Annotated in this window: 16 protein-coding genes and 1 pseudogene; 5 read left to right on the plus strand and 12 right to left on the minus strand. The window is 68.3% G+C overall.

The features are described from left to right. Positions 1-32: 32 nt before the first annotated feature. From KLK06_RS41085 to KLK06_RS62650, 3 genes and pseudogenes are all read right to left on the minus strand, one after another. Positions 33-407: pseudogene (locus KLK06_RS41085) on the minus strand (LuxR C-terminal-related transcriptional regulator); the annotation flags it as partial. Positions 408-1,185: 778 nt separating this feature from the next. Further along, entirely contained in the window at positions 1,186-1,443 is a 258-nt protein-coding gene (locus KLK06_RS63250) for a hypothetical protein (RefSeq protein ID WP_214641092.1), read from the minus strand. Positions 1,444-1,582: 139 nt separating this feature from the next. Continuing rightward, positions 1,583-2,290 carry a TetR/AcrR family transcriptional regulator gene (locus KLK06_RS62650; RefSeq protein ID WP_214641094.1) on the minus strand — a complete coding sequence of 236 codons (708 nt, stop codon included), beginning with the start codon at positions 2,288-2,290 and terminating at the stop codon, positions 1,583-1,585. 86 nt (positions 2,291-2,376) lie between these two features. Between KLK06_RS62650 and KLK06_RS41100 the strand changes: the two genes are divergently transcribed. Continuing rightward, positions 2,377-3,654, plus strand: a complete 1,278-nt coding sequence (locus KLK06_RS41100; protein ID WP_250906789.1) for a cytochrome P450 — start codon at positions 2,377-2,379, stop codon at positions 3,652-3,654. A gap of 27 nt (positions 3,655-3,681) precedes the next feature. Here the strand turns inward: KLK06_RS41100 and KLK06_RS41105 are convergent, their stop codons facing one another. Beyond that, the gene (locus tag KLK06_RS41105; protein WP_214641096.1) at positions 3,682-4,329 is read right to left on the minus strand and encodes a class I SAM-dependent methyltransferase; all 648 of its coding nucleotides are present in this window, start codon (positions 4,327-4,329) and stop codon (positions 3,682-3,684) included. A gap of 119 nt (positions 4,330-4,448) precedes the next feature. Here KLK06_RS41105 and KLK06_RS41110 point away from each other — a divergent pair, with 119 nt between their 5' ends. Then, complete coding sequence (locus tag KLK06_RS41110) at positions 4,449-5,030, plus strand: TetR/AcrR family transcriptional regulator (protein WP_214641098.1); 582 nt, start codon at positions 4,449-4,451, stop codon at positions 5,028-5,030. A 43-nt stretch (positions 5,031-5,073) separates the two neighbouring features. Here KLK06_RS41110 and KLK06_RS41115 read toward each other — a convergent pair whose 3' ends face one another. From KLK06_RS41115 to KLK06_RS41125, 3 genes are all read right to left on the minus strand, one after another. After that, positions 5,074-5,223 carry a hypothetical protein gene (locus KLK06_RS41115; RefSeq protein ID WP_214641099.1) on the minus strand — a complete coding sequence of 50 codons (150 nt, stop codon included), beginning with the start codon at positions 5,221-5,223 and terminating at the stop codon, positions 5,074-5,076. Positions 5,224-5,286: 63 nt separating this feature from the next. After that, positions 5,287-5,784: a hypothetical protein gene (locus tag KLK06_RS41120; RefSeq protein ID WP_214641100.1), complete on the minus strand. Its 498-nt coding sequence runs from the start codon at positions 5,782-5,784 to the stop codon at positions 5,287-5,289. Positions 5,785-6,110: 326 nt separating this feature from the next. Next, positions 6,111-6,305, minus strand: coding sequence for a hypothetical protein (locus tag KLK06_RS41125; RefSeq protein ID WP_214641101.1), 195 nt, complete (start codon positions 6,303-6,305; stop codon positions 6,111-6,113). Between the two features lie 1,016 nt (positions 6,306-7,321). Between KLK06_RS41125 and KLK06_RS41130 the strand changes: the two genes are divergently transcribed. Further along, complete coding sequence (locus KLK06_RS41130) at positions 7,322-8,566, plus strand: serine hydrolase (RefSeq protein WP_214641102.1); 1,245 nt, start codon at positions 7,322-7,324, stop codon at positions 8,564-8,566. Positions 8,567-8,727: 161 nt separating this feature from the next. Here KLK06_RS41130 and KLK06_RS41135 read toward each other — a convergent pair whose 3' ends face one another. Together KLK06_RS41135 and KLK06_RS41140 are read right to left on the minus strand one after the other, a co-directional pair. Then, entirely contained in the window at positions 8,728-9,042 is a 315-nt protein-coding gene (locus KLK06_RS41135; protein WP_214641104.1) for a tetratricopeptide repeat protein, read from the minus strand. After that, positions 9,039-10,022: a pirin family protein gene (locus KLK06_RS41140; protein ID WP_214641105.1), complete on the minus strand. Its 984-nt coding sequence runs from the start codon at positions 10,020-10,022 to the stop codon at positions 9,039-9,041. The genes KLK06_RS41135 and KLK06_RS41140 overlap by 4 nt, the downstream gene beginning before the upstream one ends. Before the next feature lie 324 nt (positions 10,023-10,346). Between KLK06_RS41140 and KLK06_RS41145 the strand changes: the two genes are divergently transcribed. Next, the gene (locus KLK06_RS41145; RefSeq protein WP_214641107.1) at positions 10,347-10,634 is read left to right on the plus strand and encodes a hypothetical protein; all 288 of its coding nucleotides are present in this window, start codon (positions 10,347-10,349) and stop codon (positions 10,632-10,634) included. Between the two features lie 19 nt (positions 10,635-10,653). Here KLK06_RS41145 and KLK06_RS41150 read toward each other — a convergent pair whose 3' ends face one another. Continuing rightward, complete coding sequence (locus KLK06_RS41150; RefSeq protein ID WP_214641108.1) at positions 10,654-13,488, minus strand: hypothetical protein; 2,835 nt, start codon at positions 13,486-13,488, stop codon at positions 10,654-10,656. Between the two features lie 288 nt (positions 13,489-13,776). Between KLK06_RS41150 and KLK06_RS62655 the strand changes: the two genes are divergently transcribed. Then, on the plus strand, positions 13,777-15,636 hold the full coding sequence (locus KLK06_RS62655; protein WP_214641109.1) for a glycoside hydrolase family 76 protein: 1,860 nt from the start codon (positions 13,777-13,779) through the stop codon (positions 15,634-15,636). A 27-nt stretch (positions 15,637-15,663) separates the two neighbouring features. On the opposite strand, the gene KLK06_RS60540 is transcribed toward KLK06_RS62655, so the two are convergent. Both KLK06_RS60540 and KLK06_RS41165 read right to left on the minus strand, forming a co-directional pair. Then, positions 15,664-16,203 (minus strand): MarR family transcriptional regulator, encoded by a 540-nt coding sequence (locus KLK06_RS60540; protein ID WP_214641110.1) that lies wholly within the window; start codon positions 16,201-16,203, stop codon positions 15,664-15,666. A gap of 108 nt (positions 16,204-16,311) precedes the next feature. Then, positions 16,312-19,254 carry a glycosyl hydrolase gene (locus tag KLK06_RS41165; RefSeq protein WP_214641111.1) on the minus strand — a complete coding sequence of 981 codons (2,943 nt, stop codon included), beginning with the start codon at positions 19,252-19,254 and terminating at the stop codon, positions 16,312-16,314. Positions 19,255-19,376 lie beyond the last annotated feature (122 nt).

Genomic DNA, 19,376 nt, shown 5'->3' on the forward strand with positions numbered 1-19,376 from the left:
CTGGGCCGGCCTCGGGGCTCTCCAGTCGACGGTCAGATGGTCGGTCCGGCGTCGTGGGCGAGCAGCGCGATCTGGGTGCGGTTGTTGAGGGCGAGCTTGGCGAGTATCGACGACACGTGGGCTTTGACGGTGGCCACGCTCATGAACAGCTCGTCGCTGATCTGCGCGTTGGACCTGCCCCGGCCCACTGCCACGGCGACCTCCCGTTCCCGTTCGCTGAGCCTGGCCAGCTGGGTCCGGGCGTTGCGCTGCCGGGCGTCCGCACCGGTGGTGCCGACATGGGCGATGAGCCGGCGGGTGATCGCCGGCGACAGGATCGGGTCGCCGGCCGCGACGCGGGATATCGCACGCAGGATCTCGGTGGGCCGGGTGTCCTTGAGCAGGAACCCGCTGGCACCGGCGCGTAACCATTGTGTTCACGATCGGCGGCGGGACGGCGAATCTCCACTACGCGTTCTTTGCGACTGTGGAAGTCGTGTGTATGTTGCTCATTATCCGGTATGCGTGGAAGTGGCCCCGTCCTCAGGATGCCAGTGCCTGAGTCCGCCTTGTCGTGGCTCTCGCCCGTACCGGCTCCTCAGTCACGCCCACATGGGACTACCGTTCGTCCTGCTCCTCGTGTTCGCGAGGTGCGTCTTCGGCGTAGGCCTCACCACCGAAGCGCGCCAGGAGTCTTGGGTACCTCGCCGAGGCACTCAGAACGCCCGCAGCCCAGGACGAGGCCAACCGGTACCGCAGGGAGGCCCTTTCCCTCCTCGTCGACTTCCCCGACAGCAGGTCCACGTCCCTCAGGGCCCGGCTAAGTGCTGCGCTGGTGTTCTGCCGGTGACGCGAGGAAGCTCCTGGTAGACGGGTTGATCACCACAATCCACACCGTCGCAACCAGGAGCCTCGAGTGCTGTTCCATTGTGCCGCCGTCGATCCAGGGCCGGCAACGGCCGCCATGAGCGCCCTCGGCCCTCCGCTGACGACACCTACCCACAGCCACCGCCCGTCGGCTGGAAAATCGCCGCGAGGACGCCATGCACTGGTATCGCCAGGCCGCCAAAAGTGGCCACACCGACGCCATGTTCTGGCTGCGTGGGCTGACCTACCTGGGGGCAACGTCGAGGAAGGCGCGAACCGGTTCCGCAGAGCAGCCAAAGCAGGGCACGTCGATTCGGCGCACGAACTCGGCGTGTTGGCCTATGAATGCGGCGACACTGACGAGGCGGCGGAGTGGTACCGCGTAGCCGCCGACGCCGACACTCCCACGCCATGCTGAACCTCGGCTTCCTCCTCTTCGAGCAGGGCCGCTCCGAGGAGGCCGAAGCCTGCTATCGCCAGGCAGTCGACAGCGGCGACACCGCCAGCAAGGCGGGCCATCTGGGCCAGCGTCTTGAGGTCACGTCGGCCGTCGATCAGCGCCTGCAGCATCTCGCGGCCGAAGATGTCGCTGATCATGCTGGACAGTTTGATCTGCGTGTCTTCCAGTGGTTTCTCCACGCGCTGCTTTTCGCGGGTGCGTTCGCGGACCAGGCTGCGTCGGTAGCGGGTCAGGTCGCGAGCGGCGACACCCGGCGGGCCTGGTCGCAGGCGAGGGTCAGGCCGGTGGGGCCGGAGCCGACGACGCGGACGGGGCCCCAGGCACCCCCAGTAGCGGCAGCCACACCTCGTCCACGATCTCGACGATCGACTCGTCCGACACCGAGCGCATCGTTATGAACATGTCGTGGCGAAACAGGTCCAACGGCAGGTTCACCACGCGGGACGAACGCGGCACGTCGGGCAGCTCGCCGCGCTCGACCGCGCGGGCGACGATTGTCTCGAAGGCGGTCGCCTGGCCCGGCGGTAGGAGGGTGTCGCGTAGCTCGCTGAGGCTGGTACCGGTGTCGCGGAAGTAGTCCGCCAACTGCACGCTCATCAACGTGATCATGCCTGCGCGGTCGGCGTCGGCGTTGTGCAGGAAGCCGATCGCGTCATCGCGGAGGCTGCCGGTGTCGGGCACCGCGATCGGCTGCCAGAACTTGGTGAGAGTGGCCAGCAGTAGGTCGTCGCGCTGCGGCCAGCGCCGGTAGAGCACAGGACGACTCGTGCCGACGCGGGTGGCGACCGCTTCGTAGGTGAAGCCGTGATATCCGTGCTCGACCAGCACGTCCCACGCGGCGTCGAGGATCGCGTCCTCGAGTCTGGGCCCGCGTCGACGGGATGCGCCGCTGTCGCGGGTCGTGCCGCCGTCGGCACGACGTTTCGCCGTCTGCGCCCCAATCGTCCCGCGCTCACCCGCGATCCGCTCGTGCTTACGATTCACTTGCGTATCTTATCGCGGTGACTTACGGTGTCCACCGTTAGATACAGCCCCGTACTCTAAAACCCCTTCGAGAACAGGACGTGCTGATGGCCGACGACAGCTTGATCAAGGAGTCTCCGAGCGCGAGCCCCACGGCGATGCGGCAGATCCTGCCAGCGGACATGGTGGAGCGGGGGCGCTGCCCGTTCGATCCGCCACCGGGTCTGCGGGGAGAGGGCGCGGTCCGGCCGTTGGATCTGCTCAATGGCGCGCGGGCGTGGCTGGTGACGGGGTTCGAAGAGGCCCGTACGGTCCTGTCGGACGCGCGTTTCAGCGCCGACAAGATGCGCCATCGCGACGCGACGAAGCTGCAGCCGCACGAGGTGGCCGCGATGGAGGCGGCGGAGCCGTCGAAGGCGGAGGTGGTGGAGCGGGAGGACGGCATCTTCGTCTTCATGGACCCACCGGAGCACACCCGGTTGCGGCGGTTGCTGACGGGACAGTTCACGGTGCGGCGGATGCGCGAGCTGGAGTCGCGGGTGACGGAGATCGCGGTCGAGCACATCGAGGCGATGAAGGCGGCGGGCACGGAGGCCGATCTGGTGCCCGCGTTCGCGTTGCCGCTGCCGTCGCTGGTCATCTGCGAGTTGCTGGGCGTGGACTACGCCGACCGTGCGGAGTTCCAGGAGCGTACGTCGGTCGGGCTGAACGCGAACTCGACCCCGCAGGAGCAGGCCATGGCGCGCGCCGGGCTGTATGCGTTCATGCGGCGGCTGGTGGCCGACAAGCGCTCGAACCCCACCGATGACCTACTGTCCGGGCTCATCCACGACGCCGACCCGCCCCTGACGGACGCGCAGTTGGTCGATGTCGCACTCATCCTGCTCAACGCTGGCCATGAGACCACGGCGAACATGCTGGGTCTGGGTACGTTCGCGCTGCTGGAGCATCCTGACCAGCTCGCGGCGCTGCGTGCCGATCCGGACCTGATCGACAACACGGTGGAGGAGCTGCTGCGGTTCCTGTCGATCATCCAGCTCGGGGTCAGCCGGGTCACCACGGAGCCGGTGACGCTGGGCGGTGTGGACATCCCGGCCGGCGCGACCGTCGTGATCGCCACGCCGGAGGTCAACCGGGACCCGCGACACTGGCCCGATCCCGACGCGCTCGACCTGCACCGCTCGCGCACTCCGCACCTGGCCTTCGGGCATGGGGTTCACCAGTGCCTGGGTCAGCAGCTGGCCCGGATCGAGATGCGGATAGGGCTGGGCGAACTGATCTCCCGTCTGCCGGATCTGCGCCTGGCGGTGCCCGCCGAGAAGGTGCCCGTACGCAACGAGATGCTTATTTTCGGCGTGCATTCGCTGCCGGTCACCTGGTCCTGAGACGGCCGGGGAAGGGCGACCGGTGGTCTACGGCCGCCTGGCACGGACGTAGTACAGCAGGTAGGGCAGGTCGCCTTCGGACTCCACGGTGAAACCGGCGTCCGGGATCATGGTGCCGAGCAGGTCGCGGGGGTCGTGTCGCATGGCCGGACCGGACAGCGCGCCGATGACGTGCCGGGCCAGGCGGTTGGCCGGCGGGCGGAACTCGGCGATGAGCAGCCGTCCGCCCGGCCGCAGCACGCGCACCATCTGCCGCAGGGCCTGCGGGCGTGCCTCGACGGGTATGTGGTGCACGGCGAGGCTGGAGATCACCAGGTCGAACGAGCCGTCCGGGAAGGGCAGGCGCTGCCCTTCGCCATGCACGTAGGTGCAGTTGCCTGGGGCGTTCCGGGTGGCGTAGTCGATCATCTCCGGCGCCGGGTCGAGACCGGTGACGTGACCGCTGGGCGTGACCACCGGGGCAAGGATGCGGCTCAGGTAGCCGGTGCCGCAGCCGACGTCCAAGACCTGATCGCCGGCGCGTGGCCGGGCCGCTGCGGCTACGCGCGTGAAGGCGGCCCGGCGGCCGCCGAGGAACGCGATCGCGCCGAAGAGCTCATATGCGCGCGGCCGGTTGAGGACGCCGCCGGCGTCGGCGTGCTCGGTGTGTTGGTGCAGGAGCTTTCCCAGTCCCATGGCGTCGCCTCCCAAGTAGTGCCGAACAGAGTGTTCGGTTATGAATGATGCGTTCATACTGAGGGCGGGTCAACGAGCAGATCGGTCGTGTTGTGCCGTACCGAACAGGGAGCGGGAAAGTGTCCGGAGACCGGCGGGTGCGGCGCACGCGCAGATTGATCCAGGAGGCGCTCGTGACGCTGATCCTGGACAAGGGCTATGACGCGGTGACCGTCACCGACATCATCGACCGGGCGGACGTGGGCCGCTCCACCTTCTACTCGCACTTCACCGACAAGCAGGACGTGCTGCTCAGCAACCTCGACGAGCTCACCGTCCTGCATCGCTCGCCGGCCGACGGCGGATCGGACCGGCTGCTGGCGTTCAGCCTGCCGATGTTCGAGCATGTGCGCGAGCAGGAGCGGTTGGTGCGGGCACTGCTGGGGCGGCGCGGTGGCGGGCCGGTGCACGCGCGGGGGGAGCAGTTGCTCGCCGCCGTCGTGCGGGACGAGCTGCTGGGCGCGGGGGCGCGGCCCTCGGCGACGCTCGAGTTGCTGGTGGTCTGCGTGGTGGGTGCATTCATGGGGCTGCTGCGGGCGTGGCTGGAGGGTGAGACCACGGCCTCGCCCGCCGAGTTGGACGCCGCTTTCCGCGCCGCCGTCGAGCCCGGAGTGCGTGCGGTGCTGCGCGAGAGCGGGAATGAATCGCCATCACACCATTAAGCGTGCCCTAGTCTCACCCGAATCCGGTTGTGGCTCGTCGCCCTCACGCATCGTGGCAATGATGTCGGGCGAGCGATTTGTCCGCCAGGATGCGTTCCAGGGTGCGTAGGCTCATCCGGCTCATCGCCGGGTTGCTTTCGACGTAGTACAGTACACCGTCATCGAGTGAACCGCAGAGCGCGGGACCGGTCATATTGTCTGCCACGACAGGTGATGGAGTGACCTCAATGCGGAATGGAGAGAGGTATGGACCTGTCTATTGTCGGTTAGGACAAGGCGGTTGGCCGGCCGGCCGCTCCGTCGAAAGACTCAAGCCCCATGCGGTGTACAGCCGGAGCGGTACCGGGGCTATACAGCCCGCCGTTTCGAAGTCGCCCCCATAGCGCCATGCGTTGCCGCCATGTTTGCTCCAGAAATGGATCCTGTCGACAATGGCGATGGCATAGAAAACATCGTCGGCTTCGGTCTGCCCATATACGGCGCCGTAGTAAACGGTCCCGCTCGCAGCCACCGTCAGCGCTGCGGGCGTACCTGCTTCACGAGCGGCGTCAACGAGGCTCTCGCGTGTCTCCCCGTCGAGCTGCAGCGACCATGCGGTCCCGGGAGCTACCCGTTCCCCGTCTTCTTCGTCCTCGTCGATGACTTGCTGGGACGCGGCAGGTGCCGGGGTGGTCGCTGGGCGGGTTTCGCCAGACGGCCCTGGTAGGACGAGCACGACAGTGGCAATCGCGGCCGCGACCACGATGATCAGCATTCCTGCGATCGCCAGGGGTGCTAAGGCAGATTTCCGCATGACCAATTCCTAGTATGCGAGAGGACGCATTGGCGAAACGGTTCAACGGGCGGCCGTAGCCGCCCTGAAACCTTCTCCCGAGGGAGGAAGGAGATTGCTCTGCTCGTCGATCCGGTTGCGGTTTGGCAGGTCGCCGCTGAAGCACAGGCTACCGTTCGATCTTTCATCTCGCTCTGGCTGAACTCGGGCGTTCCGGCCCCTGGCATCCCGCAATTGACCAGGTCGGATGCGAGCTGGGGCAGAATGCGGCGCAGTACCGATGGGTGATCGTCCCAGTCCGTGGGCTGCTAGGCGCGCCGTAGCAGGTCGGGGTACAGCTCCACGTCCGGCACCTTGAGCAGGGCGAGGTTTTCGGCGCTGCCCCAGTGACACGGGCAGTTGTGCTCGTCGGGGCGGGCGGTCATCCCGCGAAAGGTGACGGCCAAGTCCGCCAGGGCGGCGTCCAGGCGAAGCCGTGCGGGTGTCTGGTCTGGGCTCGTCATGAGCGTCCGCCTCGGGAAACTCCGGAAGCTTGCGCCAGCCGAAGATCGACGATTTAGCTGACGCTTTTCCACCTTCGGCCTCGGGGTGGCCGGGGCCACTTCCGCATTGGCATGCCGCGTCGTTCCTGCCAGGCATCGCCACGCTGCGTCACTCTGGCATGAACGGGTAGTGAGAGAGGAGGACCATGCACGATGACCACGACAGCCCCGCCCCGTCTCCCAGCGAGCCGCGCCCGCTGAGACGGCCACCGTACGGCCTGCCGCTCCGCGACCGGCCCCGGCTCGTCGCCGCATCCGACTCCCTCGACTGGCGAAAGTACTCCCTTCCAGCCCCACCAGAGCGAACATCCTTTCAAAGCTGGGACCGCCTGACCCGGCTGGCGCTCATCCATGGCGTCCTAGCCTGCGTAGCTGCCGGCATCTGGTCGAGCGTGTGGGGCACTGACAGCGCCTCGCCCCGTACGAGGGCCGCCTCGATGCCGACGCCTCGCCTGAGCATTGCTGCACGCTCGGTGGCCACCTCACCGCCCACATCCACGCCCCGGACGCCACCCCCGGCGACGCCCAGCTCAAGTCCCAAGGTGTGGACATCGTCGGGAAGCCTTCATCGATCAGCGGTTTCGGCTGTGCCGCGGCAGCGGCGTGAGAGCGTCCCGGCGGCACCGCGCACAAAGACAACGACCCTTGTTGATCGTGCTAGAAAGCCCAAGCGCATCGGTCCCGATGACAGCAGCAAGAAGGGAGTGGCAGCGCTGATCGCCGGGAAGTGCGATGAGTTGTTCCCGCCTTCCCGCCCCGCGTTCCGCCTACGCAACCAGGTGTGTCATCAGATCTACGGCTAGCCAAGCCCATCGTCAAAGCCGGTGATCCATCTACTACCAGTCGTTCCCCAGAGGTAGCGCTGGCTATACCTGAGCGCTCCAGTGCACGGGATCGATGAGGGATACCGTCCATCGACATGCTTGGTGATGTCCGGAGCGGACAGCCCCTCACCAAGAAATCAGGAGCGTTTCCCCATGTCACGTACCTCTTCCGAGTCGAAGTCCACCCGGCGCGTGCGGGTTCTGGCAGCGGCGGTGCTGACGGGGCTGGTCGTGGCAGGGACGCCGGCCGCCGCGGCCACCAGCCTTGACCGCACCACGAACGTCGTACGCCAGAGCCCGGACGAGGGCCTGTCCGCCGAGCTGGCCGAGATTCGTGACGAGCTGAAGCGCAACCACAGGCCCGACGCCGTGCAGAAGAGTTTGGACGAACTGGTGGCGAAGGACACGTTCCCGGCGGCGCTGGCCGCGGTACAGGACCGAAAGGGCCGGACGCGCCACTACACCGCCGGGGTCGCGGATCTGACGACCAAGGCGAAGGTCCCGGTCGACGGTCAGGTGCGCGTCGCCAGCAACACCAAGATGTTCACCTCCGTCACCGTGCTCCAGCTCGTCGGAGAGGGCAAGGTGAGTCTGGACGAACCGATCGAGACGTACCTGCCGAAGGTGGTACGCGGCAAGGGCATAGATGGCGGCAAGATCACGGTGCGGCAGTTGCTTCAGCACACCAGTGGCCTGCCGGAGTACGTCCGGTATCTGCCGGGCGTCTTCTCCGCCCGTAACGCCTCCTACTCGCCCCAGGACCTGCTGAAGCTGGCCTTCGCGCGCGAGGCGTCGTTCGCGCCGGGCACGAGCTGGGAGTACAGCAACACCAACTACGTGCTGGCCGGTCTGCTGATCGAGAAGGTCACCGGCCGTCCGCTGGCTGAGGCGATCACTGACCGGATCATCAAGCCGATCGGGCTGCGCCACACATACTGGCCGGCCAAGGGGGACGCGACGATCCGCGGGCGTCACCCTCAGGGGTACGGCTCGGAGAAGCCTGGCGGCAAGCTGGTCGACATCACCGACCAGGACCCGTCGCGGGCGTGGGCGGCCGGGCAGCTGATCGCCACCCCCAGCGACCTCAACCGTTTCATGAGTGCGCTGGTGGATGGCAAGCTGCTCAAGCCGGCGCAACTGGCGGCCATGAAGCACACGGTGAAGGCCACCGGGATGCCGGCCGGCTGGGAGTACGGGCTCGGCCTGGTGAAGATGCCGCTGACCTGCGGCGGCGTCGCGTGGGGCCACGGCGGCGACATCGACGGCTACGAGACCCGCAACGGGGTGACCGAGGGCGGCCGGGCCGCCACCGTCGCCGTCACGGCCCTGCCCGCCACCCGGGACACCATGCAGCACGTGATCGACGCCATGGACACCGCACTGTGCAGCAAGCGGTAGCCACGACATATCCGATCAGCCCCGGGAGCACACCAGCCCCCGGGGCTCACCCTTGCGGTGCCCGCCGCGATCAAACGCCTCGCCAGGGACGGCTGCCCAGCGGTGAGCTGCGGCTTGTATGAGCGTCCCAGGACGGCCGCGCCGGCCAGGGACGCCGTCGATCATCCGGTCATGGCGGCGTGCAACCGCAGGTAGGTCGCCGCCTCGGCGTGCCGGTTGGCCCGCTGGAGGGTACGGCCCAGCAGCAGGTGGGCGTACTCCTCGGTGGGAGCCAGCTCGACGACGGCCCGCAGCTCCGCCTCGGCCCGGCCGAGCTGGGCGGAGTGGTAGTAGGCGCGGGCCAGCAGCAGCCGGGCCGCCACGTTGCCCGGCTCGGCGGCGACCAACGGCGCCAGGATGCGGGCGGCGCCGATGTAATCCTTCAGCTCGAAGTACATCCGGCCGCGGGCGAACTCCTCGGCCAGGCTCACGGTCATGGCCGCTCCTTTCCGTCGGTGTGCGGCATCCGGGCGGCGGGGACGACGCCCAGGCGGCCGGCCTGGTAGTCCTCCATCGCTTGCAGGATCTCGGCGCGGGTGTTCATCACGAAGGGGCCGTAGTGCACGACGGGCTCGCGGATCGGCTGCCCGCCGAGCAGCAGCACCTCCAGGTTCGGCTCGGCCTGCGGCTGGCGCTGGTCCGCGGCCAGCGTGAGCGCCCCGCCGGGCCCGAATGCGGCCAGTTGCCCCTTGCGGATCGGCGCATGCCGGGTGCCTGCCGTACCCTGGCCGGCCAGCACGTAGGCCAGCGCGTTGTAGCCGGGGTTCCACGGCAGATTCAGCGTCGCGCCCGGGCTGAGGGTGGCGTGCACCATCGTGATCGGGGTGAACGTGACCCCGGGCCCCTCGTGGCCGTCCAGCTCGCCGGCGATCACCCGCAGCAGCGTGCCGCCGTCGGCCGAGGCGAGCAGTTTTGCCTGGCCGCCGCGGATGTCCTGGTAGCGCGGCGGGTGGAACTTGTCCGCTCGCGGCAGGTTGACCCACAGCTGGATGCCGTGGAACAGCCCGCCGGACACCACCAGGTGCTCGGGCGGCTTCTCGATGTGCAGCAGCCCGGAGCCGGCGGTCATCCACTGGGTGTCGCCGTCGGTGATCGTGCCGCCGCCGCCGTTGGAGTCCTGGTGGTCGAAGATCCCGTCGATGATGTAGGTGACGGTCTCGAAGCCGCGGTGCGGGTGCCAGGGGGTGCCCTTGGGCTCGCCGGGCGCGTACTCGACCTCGCCCATCTGGTCCATGTGGATGAACGGGTCCAGGTCGGCGAAGGAGACCCCGGCGAAGGCTCGCCGTACAGGGAAACCCTCGCCCTCGAAGTCGCTGGGCGCGGTGGTCACCGACCGGACCGGGCGCTGAACGGCGGCGGCGGGATCGGCCACGACGACGCGGGGCAGCGTCAGCGTGTTGGCGGTGATGGCGGGCATGGGCTCCTCCAAATCTGGTTGAATATTAAACAGTCGATTTGAGGAACAGTTCTGGACTGAGAGAAATTCCACGAACTCACGCTGTTGAGTGCCGTACAAGCGACGACAGACGGGGTGAGCGCGGGTGGCCCTCATCCGCATCGCCGTGCTCTGGATCTCCAACCATCGCCTGCTCAGCATGGTCGAGGTCCTGGACCGCCGGACCATCCAGATCGATCTGGCGCTGCTCGCGGTGATCGCGGCCCTGCCGTTCCCGACCAAACTCCTCAGCCGCTACAACGACAGCGCCCTGGCCACATCCATCTACGGCGCGACGATCGCCGCGTGTGGCCTGCTGTTCCTTGCCCTGTCGAACGCGGCGTCGCGGTCGGTGACGTCCAGTTCGATCGGCAGGACGGCGTCCCCCATGCTTCGACGAGGGGCGCGAGCGCGTTCAGGTCACGGGCGGTCGCGGCCACCGAGTCGCCGCGCTCCAGGGCCGCCTCCGTCCACACGCGGCACGTGCAGGCCTGGCCGAGCAGGTACGGCGCGCTGGCCAAGCCCACGTACGCGGACGCCGCCGCCCAACGGGCCACCGTCGTGGAGGCGGTCCGTCGCCTGACCACCACCTAGGGTCCGGACCCTGCGCTCCTCAGGAGGTGAGGAAGCAGCCCTTCCGTACGCCTGGCAGCGGATCGGTGCCGAACGCCGCCGTCGTACAGCCGGTGCCGCCGGTGAACGACTTGTACACGAAGCTGCCCCGTGCGCCGTAGGCGACGGTCTGCTGTCCGCCGAAGGCGCATGTCCCGTTCTCGTCCGAGCAGGCCGTGGCGTAGCCGGCCGGGCCGCCGGTGGCGGTGTAGCAGCCCTTCGACTCGCCGGGAATCGGGTCGCCGAACGTGGCGTCGGTACACGGGGTGTCGCCGGTGGCGGTGATCGTGGTGAACGCGCCGAAGGCGCCGTACATCACCGGCTGTCCCGCGGCGGCCGGGCAAGTGCCGTTCTGGGACGCGCACTTGGTCCAGCCGCCGGGCGGCCCTCCGTCGGGCGGCAGATAGCAGGACTTGGCGACTCCGTCGATGGGATCGCCGAAGTGGGCGTTGGTGCAGGGGACGGAGCCCTTGGTGACCTGGTGCGCGAAGTTGCCGTTGGCGCCGTAGGCGACGTCACGGTTGTAGCCGGGCACGGCGCAGGTGCCGCCCTCGGCTGCGCAGACGGTGTATCCGGGCGGGCCGCCCGCGTCGGCGACGTAGCAGGATTTGACCAGATTCGACGCCGGGTCGCCACCGAAGGAGGCGTTGGTGCAGGCAGTGCTGCCGGTCGCCGTCTTGTACGTGTAGGCCCTTGCCCCGTAGGCCACCGAACGGGTACCGCTGAAGGAGCACGTGCCGCCCTCGCCCGCGCACCGGGTGTAGCCCGCGCGCAGGGCGCCCGTACCCGGCTCGGCGGGCGCTTGAGGATTGCCCAGTCCGGTGGCGTTCACGGTGTAGCTGCCCGGAGCGACGCCGGTGAGGTAGACGTAGGTGTCGTCCTGGCTCGCGCCGGTGACTCCCGGGGTGGGGGTGAAGGTCCCGTTGCTCCAGACGACGTTGCCGTTCACGGACACCGAGATGTTGCCGCCGCCGAACTTCGGGACGCCGATACGGCCGGTGGTGCCGGCCGGGCTGGTGAGGTGCGCCGTGTACGTGCCGGCGGCGGGGACGCGGGACCAAGAGGCGTTGACGGCACCCTGGGGCAGGGTGATGCGGCCCTCGGTGCTGGTCAGGTCGCCGGGGTGCGGAACGAAGCGGTACGCGCCGGTCGCCGACTCCGGTGCGGTGCCGAGCACGTCGAAGGTGAGCGTGGAGGTGGGCGCGGTGGACCAGCCATGGGCCAGGCTCATGAACGAACCCCCGTAGGCGTGGCCGCCGTCGGCCCTGATGCCCTCCCAGAAGGTGCTCTTGGTGCCGATGTCGCTGTTGAGCATGTGGCCCCAGGTACGGCGGATCTGCGCTAGGCCGGTGTGGTCGTCGTTGGCGGCGAAGTGGGCGTTCAGCTCCATCCCGCCGGCGAAGGGCGAGACGTTGCCGCCCCACTCGGGGGTGGTGGGGCCGTAGATGCCCCAACGGGTCGCGAGTCGGCTGACGATGGTCCGCGACTTCGCGGTGGAGTCGGTGAGCCCGTACCAGACCGCGAGCGAGTTGCCGTCCTGCGGGTACAGGCCGCTGGTCGGGTTGTCCCTGTACAGGCCCTGCGAGACGTCCCACAGTCGGGAGTTGGCCGCGCTCTTGAGGGCGGTCGCCCTGTTGGCCCAGTTCGTGGCGAGCGCGCTCTCACCCTTGACCGAGGCCAGGGTGGCGCCGCCCTTGAGCGTGGCGTACAGCAGCGCGTTGGCGGAGATGTTCTCGCCGCCCTGGCCGACGCGGGCCCAGTCCTGGGTGCGGGTCACGTTGAGGAGACCGGTGCCGCCGATCTTGGCGATGATGAAGGCCATTCCCCGCTTGTAGTTGGCCCATTGGGAGTCCAGCCAGGCCCGGTCGGCCGAGTACGTGTAGTACGTCGCCGTGCCAAGGAGTGTCCACAGGTGGTAGGTGTCCGACCCGGTGAGGTTGAACGGCGGTCCGGACCAGGGGATCTCCCCCTCGGCGGACTGCACGCCGTACATCGTGCTGAGCGCGTTGCGCGTCGAGGTGAGGTCACCCGAGTAGGCGTACTGCGTGGGTACGGCGATGCCCAGGTCGCCGGGCCACACCGTCCGGTCCCGCTTGGCCCCGTCGACCAGGACGGAGTCGCCCACGCCGACGGTGGCGCCGTTGTCCCACTGCGTGGCCGGTGGGGGCCAGGCGCGGCCCTGGTTGGAGGCGATCGTGTTGAGCTGCACTGTGTACGCCCCGGCGTACCAGATGCGGTTGAGCAGGTCGTCGTTGGAGTGGAAGTAGTTGGCGTAGTCGGCCGGGTTGGCCTTTCCCGGAGCCGCGGTGAAGGCGAGGCTGACGCCCTTGAGGTCCACCCAGCCCGAGGTGTCGAGGAAGACGGTGAGATAGCGGAAGCCGCCCCGCTGTTGCGCGGTGGGCATGGTGTAGGTGCCGTTGGTGGAGGCCGTGGCGTGGAGCGCTCCGTCCTCGCTGTCGCGGCCGCTGCTCCGGTCGCTGTTGGTGCCCACGTACAGGGACGACTCGCTGAAGGCGAGGCCGACCCGTTGGCCGCTGCTGGTGTCGCCGAAAGACAACGTTGTCAGGCCGGCGACTTCTTTGCCGAAGTCGAGGGTGATGGCCGACTGCGCGCCGGAGATCCGCGTAGGTAGTCCGCTGAGGACGTTCTGCGGGTTCGCGACGCTGCCGGATGTGGAGTACACGGCAGTCGGCTTGAGGGTGCGGGAGGTCGGCGAGTAGCTCAGGGGGTCAACGGCCGCCGAGCCGGTCGAGGCCGCCGCGGCGGCGGACGGCACCGGACTTGCTGTCAGCAGAGCGGCGAGCAAAGCGAGGCTGGGTAAGTGGTGCCGACGCACGGAAACCTCCTGGGACCGGGGGCCATTTGATCGTTTTAATAAACGATCATGAAACCCCGACAGTCAATCGGAAAGTTTGTTACAAGATAAGTTCCCACCGAATGATGGACGTGTGAAAACAGCGTGTCAACCCGTCGCCGCCACCGCGGACCGCTCTTAAAACGTTCCTTCCGAAACTATTGACAAGCCCTGCCAACCCGGTTTCACTGCGGTCGAAAACAGATGGACAAGTGCCCGATTCCCGCCCGCGTGGCGGCATCCCCCACCGTGAAATCGAGGCGAGCTCCGGTGTCTTCACGCAGCGCCGACAACGTTGTCAGATCACTCCTCACCTTCTTGCTGACGGCCGCTCTCGCGTGTGCGGCACTGGTCCCGGCCGCGACGCCCGCGGCCGCCGCCACCCCGGTGTGCGTACTGGCCTGTGACACGCGGGACCCCTCGCTGGCTCGGCAGGAGAGCTTTCCGGTACCGGCCAAGAACCTCAACGGCCGCCGCCTCGCACTGCACGTCTCCGACGCGGACGACATGGCGTGGGCCAGCATCGACGACGGCGTGACGGGCGACTCGGTGTGGCTGGACCGCTCCTGGGACCGCGGTGCCACCTGGGAGGGACTGCTGGGCAAGGCGAGCATCCCGGGAACCTGGACCGGCACCAGGACGCTGATGTACAACATCACCGATCCTCGCAACCACCGACGCGGCCTGGTCCGGGCCTGCGGCGACGCCGCCGCCGTCGGCTGTACGGACTGGGTCTACCCCACTGTCTGCGACACGCTCTGCGACGGCACCAACGCCGGTCAGGCGGCCGGGGACGACCAGCCGGTGCCGACCAAGACCCTCTACGGCCGCACGATCCGGCTGCACATGGACCAGAAGAACTCCATGGCCTGGGCGAGCATCGAATCCGGCGGCAGCGGCGACGAGATCTGGCTCGACCGCTCCTGGGACGGCGGTTCGACCTGGCCGGACGGCTCATCGCTCGGCCGTACCAGCACCCCGTCCGGAGCCACCAGCACCCGTACCGCCATGTACGCCACCCGCGATCCGCGCGGCCTCCTCTACGGCGGCGCGGTTCGCGCCTGCGGCCGGGAGGCCTCCCACCAGGAGGGCAGCTGCACCGCCTGGGTCAGGCCCGCGCCGACGAGGGCGCGCGCCGCGGCAGACGCGCTCATGTACTCCTACGACCCGTACAACGGCTGGTGGCCCAGCAGCTGGTGGAACTCCGCCGCCACCCTCAGCTCCCTCATCGGCTTCGCCAGGACCACCGGCACGCACGACTACGACTGGATCCTGGCGCGCACCTTCGAGCAGAACAAGGGCGTCTTCGCCGCCGGAGTGCGCAGCTCGGACGCGCTCGAGGGTCACTTCATCAGCCGTTCCATCGACGACTCGGCCTGGTGGGCCATCGCCTGGATCGACGCGTACGACTACACCGGCGACGCCCGCTACCTCAATGAGGCTGTCATCATCGCCAACTACGTCCAGCAGTACTGGGACCCCGGCACCTGCGGAGGCGGCGTGTGGTGGGATCGGGAACGCACCTACAAGAACGCCGTGACGAACGGGCAGCACCTCTGGCTGACCACGGCGCTCCACCAGCGCATCCCCGGCGACACCGGATGGCTCCAGCGGGCGAAGACGGCCGCCGACTGGTACAGGTCCAGTGGGATGATCAACTCCTCGGGACTGGTGAACGACGGACTGAACTCCTCCTGCGCCAACAACGGCAGCACCGTGTGGAGTTACAACCAAGGACTGGCCATCGGCGGCTTCACCGAACTGTGGAAGACGACCGGGGACAGCTCGCTGCTGACCACCGCGCGGGCCCTGGCCGACGCCGCCATCAGCCGCCCGGCGCTGACCCGGGACGGAGTGCTCACCGAGTCCTGCGACATCGGCTCGGCGTCATGCGACGACAACCAGAAGCAGTTCAAGGGCATCTTCATGCGGCACTTCGCCGACCTCGCGAAGGCCACCGGTTCCAGCGTCTACCAGGGCTACATCCAGAAGCAGGCGGACACGCTGTGGGCGCAGGACCGCAGCTCCCTCAACGCCCTCGGTCAACGCTGGGCCGGCACCAGCCCCAACCAGACCGACTGGCGGACGCAGGCCAGCGCTCTTGGAGCGCTCACGGCCGCCGCGGGCTGACGACCGCCCGTGAGTATGGGAGATGGTTCAGCACGTGTTCGGCTCGATGCGCTTTCGTGGCGCCTGCTGCATCCGCATGGCGTCGCGGGCCAGGCGGGAGAGGAGATGTTTGAGCGTGGTCACGTCCTCCTCGCTCCAGTCGGTGAGCATCGTGTCGACGTACTGCTGGCCGTGCGTCATGATCCGCTCTCCGATCTCCCGGCCTCGGGGAGTCAGCGCGAGCAGTACGCCGCGTTCGTCGGAGGGCTCGCGCACCCGTACGATGAGGCCCGCCTCGTCCAGGCGGTGGGCGATCTTGGAGAGGTTCGCCCGTCCTGTGCCCAGGGCCTCCGCCAGTTCGCTGGGGCGCATCGCCCCTCGATAACTGAGCTGGTTGACGACGAGGAACATCGACACGTCGTTCACGGGGAAGTCGACAGCGGCCATGACGGTCAGCCGCCTGGTGAGACTGTCGGCCTCGTGGATGATCGAGGCCAAGGAGACACGCAGGTCGAGAGGGTCCGGCGGGATGGCGGGTGACAGGTCGATGTCTGGATCGCCCAGCTCGTAGCGTTGTACGCGCGCCACGATGTGCCTCCCCTATGGCGTTGCATAGTTCGTACTCGGCGAAAGCCTATGTGCTGGCGGTTCAGGCGCGGGCGACCGGTCAGGCACATGGTCGCCCGCGCGGATGGCTCAGCTTGTCGTCGCTTCGAGCAGCAGCCGTACCGGTCCGAGCAGCCCGTGGCCGTGCACTGTCGTCTTCTGCGTCTCGTTGCCGCCGGTGAAGGACGCGATCACGTCAGGGATGGCGTCGTAGTAGCCACGGGCGAGCAGCCGGTTGTTCAGTGAGCTGGAAACCCGGACCGTCACCCGGTTCTGGCCCGACTGCAGGTCGCCGGTGACGTCCACCTGCGGGCAGGACGTGTCGAAGCCCTTGACCGCGCCCTGGTTGACCTGGACACAGCCCAAGGCGCCGGCCGTCGATCCGAGGTCGAGCAGGTACCTGGTTCCTGCGGCCGGGGCCTGATCGAGAGTGAACGTGGTGGTGTACTCGCCGATGCCGCTGACCTCGGGCCCCACCTCGGGGAGGTCTTTCCATGGCCGCAGGGGGCCGTGACCGGCGTCGAGGCGGGTGATGGCCGTGGTGGGGCGCTCCTCGCGGGTCTCATAGCCGAGCCCGCGGTCCTCGGAGATCACTTCCAGGTCGCCGGCGTCCCAACTCTCGACCGCGATCGTCCACTGGGGGATCTCCCGCAACGGCTTGGCCGTGACAGGATCGGTGCCCGTCGGCTGCGGCGCCGCGCGGTCGAGGGTGAGCAGCGCTGTCTGACCGGGGGCCAGGGCCACGGTGACGATCGTCCGGCCCGCCTCGTGCCGTACGCCGTGATGGGGCCGGATGTCGCCGGTCCAGGCGTCGATCCGGTGTACGGCCGCGGTACCCGGGAGAGCGACCTCGACGGTGGTCGGCTCGCCGGTCTCGTAGAGGAAGTGGTACAGGTACAGGTGCAGCAGGTCACCGTCCTCGCGCAGATGGCTCAGGACGGTGTCGTTGCTGGTGGTGAACTCGGCGCGTCCGGAGAGGCCGAGGTCGCGCAACGCCTGGAGGCTATGGGCGGGATCGGGCACCTCGGCGACGGTCGGGAGCACGCGCAGCTGCGCCATCGTCTGGGCGAGTTCCTCATCGCGGCCATCCAGGCCCGGGGTGCGGGCCGCCGCCTGGTGATGGGTGGTGTGCTGGCCGGCGACGAGCCACTTGAGTTCGCGGGCGCCGTTGACGATGACAAGCTTCAGACCCTGGCGCGCCCACTGCAGAAGCTCGGCCGCCACGTCCGCGTCCAACGTCTCCTGGTAGACGATGAGCGCCTGGTAGCCAGGGCCGTCGGGCTGGACGAGCCCGCCGGTGAACGACACCTCCTCGCGCAGCAGCAGCGATCCGTCGAAGAACTCATACGTCCATCCGGCGTCCTGCATGCCCAGGTCCTGCCACCAGTGGTTCTGGCGGTCGCGCATCCACATGCGCCCGTAGGCGTCCTCGTCCGGGATGCGACGGCCCTCCGAGTCCGTCAGGGCCACGCCGCAGGTGTTGTCGGTGAAGTGGTCGGTACGCAGGATCCCGACGTCGATCCGTGGCCTGCCCTGACGCAGGACGGCCTGGAATCGGCCGATCGCCTTGTTCCACAGGGGATAGAACTCGGCCGCGGGCTGCCGGGTGTCGAACCGCTCGGAGAACCTGGACCACATGCCCTCATGCCCCGGCCACTGGGTGACACCCTCGGCGCCGGCGGTGCTCGCCCAGCCGTGCAGCACCGTCTTGGTGATCCCGGCCGCCAGCTGGGTGGCGATGATCTGGTCGTAGAAGCGGTGGTCGAGGATGTGGTTGCGGGTGGTCGCACCGGTCTCGGAGGAGTACTGCTTGCCGAACAGATGGGCGGGCCCGGCCATCAACCGGTAGGCGTCGATCTGCGCACCGAACTCCAGTGACTCGGTCTCGATGCCGTCGACCTCTGGCCCGGGCCGGGTGAGCTCGAACGGCAGCCCGTAGCTGATCTCGGAGCGTAGCCCGATCCCGTTGTCGTGCAGGAACGTGGCGAACGGGCGCAGCATGTTCTCGATGTAGAGGTCGGTGAGCGTGCGCACGTAGTCGAAGCGCACCTTCTCGACGGTGACGCGATGCTCCTCGCGTACGTCGTAGTGATAGGTCGTACTGACCGCCATGAACGGCACACTGCGCAGCAGGAAGGGCAGCCAGACCGTGATGTCGTAGCCGCGGCGGGCACGGAACTCCTCGGCGAAGGTACGCCCCCAGAACAGGCCGCCGGCGCCGTAGGTCGACAGCTCCAGGGAGTCCATGTACATCTGCACCCGCGGGTTGCGGCTGATCTGCTCGCGCAGCTCGGGGGTGAGCACGACCGAGTTCCAGTAGTCAATGACCGCCTCGACGCCGTCCCGGTCCAGGTAGTTGACGGTGTAGTTGACCGAGGCCGAGGGCGAGGCGGTCTGCCCGGTGCCGTGCATCCACAAGACGAACAGCCGCCACGGGCCGTCGTCCGGGGCGCGCCACTCCAGCGTCTCGTCCCGTACCTGGTCGGTGAGGTCGACGACGGATTGAAGGTCGAGCGTGGTGGCTTCCAACACCCGCGCGGCCACGACGGCCACCAGATGCTGCTCGGTCACCTTGCCGCGATGACCGGGAAGCTGAGTCACGGGCGCCTCGGCGTCGAGGTCCACGCGCGGGAGCAGGCCGCTGCGCGAGCCGGCGGGCCCGAGGTCCTCGGTCACCACGTCGAGCTCCTGCGCCGCAGCCGGGTGATCGGGCGTGATGGTGGGCAGGTTCGCGTTCGCCCAGTTCGTACCGGAGGTGAAGCTCACCGCCATGTTCCGCCTGGTCGTCTCCTCCACCACCACGTGGGAGTCGTGCGTCCACTCCTCCGAGCCCCAGCCGTAACGGGCATGGTCGATGCCGGCCTCGTCCATGGCGAGGAACTCCATCCCGCCGAACCCGAGCCGGTGCGCGGTGTCGACCTCGCGCAACAGCGTCTCGTCGGTGTGCAGGCCCTCGGCCAGCCACCATCGCACCTCAGGCCGGAACTCGATGGGCGGGTCGGTGACCAGGCGGGTGAGGTCGTCAAGTGACATGCGTTCCTCTTCATGGTTGCATCGATTTAACGCATCCTGCGGGTGCCGTTGGGGCCGACACTAGGCCGCGCCGCGCGCAAAAGCAATGTCGTGAGGAAACTATAAAATGTCGGTGTGGGCGG

The organism is Nonomuraea sp. NEAU-A123 (assembly GCF_018603905.1).
In the GTDB taxonomy this organism is placed as follows: Bacteria; Actinomycetota; Actinomycetes; order Streptosporangiales; family Streptosporangiaceae; genus Nonomuraea.

Bases quoted from the DNA above. Each gene is read 5' to 3' on its own strand.
- KLK06_RS63250 (WP_214641092.1), bottom strand. From the start codon at position 1,443: ATGATCAGCGACATCTTCGGCCGCGAGATGCTGCAGGCGCTGATCGAC.
- KLK06_RS41100 (WP_250906789.1), top strand. From the start codon at position 2,377: ATGGCCGACGACAGCTTGATCAAGGAGTCTCCGAGCGCGAGCCCCACG.
- KLK06_RS41105 (WP_214641096.1), bottom strand. From the start codon at position 4,329: ATGGGACTGGGAAAGCTCCTGCACCAACACACCGAGCACGCCGACGCC.
- KLK06_RS41115 (WP_214641099.1), bottom strand. From the start codon at position 5,223: ATGACCGGTCCCGCGCTCTGCGGTTCACTCGATGACGGTGTACTGTAC.
- KLK06_RS41120 (WP_214641100.1), bottom strand. From the start codon at position 5,784: ATGCTGATCATCGTGGTCGCGGCCGCGATTGCCACTGTCGTGCTCGTC.
- KLK06_RS41125 (WP_214641101.1), bottom strand. From the start codon at position 6,305: ATGACGAGCCCAGACCAGACACCCGCACGGCTTCGCCTGGACGCCGCC.
- KLK06_RS41130 (WP_214641102.1), top strand. From the start codon at position 7,322: ATGTCACGTACCTCTTCCGAGTCGAAGTCCACCCGGCGCGTGCGGGTT.
- KLK06_RS41135 (WP_214641104.1), bottom strand. From the start codon at position 9,042: ATGACCGTGAGCCTGGCCGAGGAGTTCGCCCGCGGCCGGATGTACTTC.
- KLK06_RS41140 (WP_214641105.1), bottom strand. From the start codon at position 10,022: ATGCCCGCCATCACCGCCAACACGCTGACGCTGCCCCGCGTCGTCGTG.
- KLK06_RS41165 (WP_214641111.1), bottom strand. From the start codon at position 19,254: ATGTCACTTGACGACCTCACCCGCCTGGTCACCGACCCGCCCATCGAG.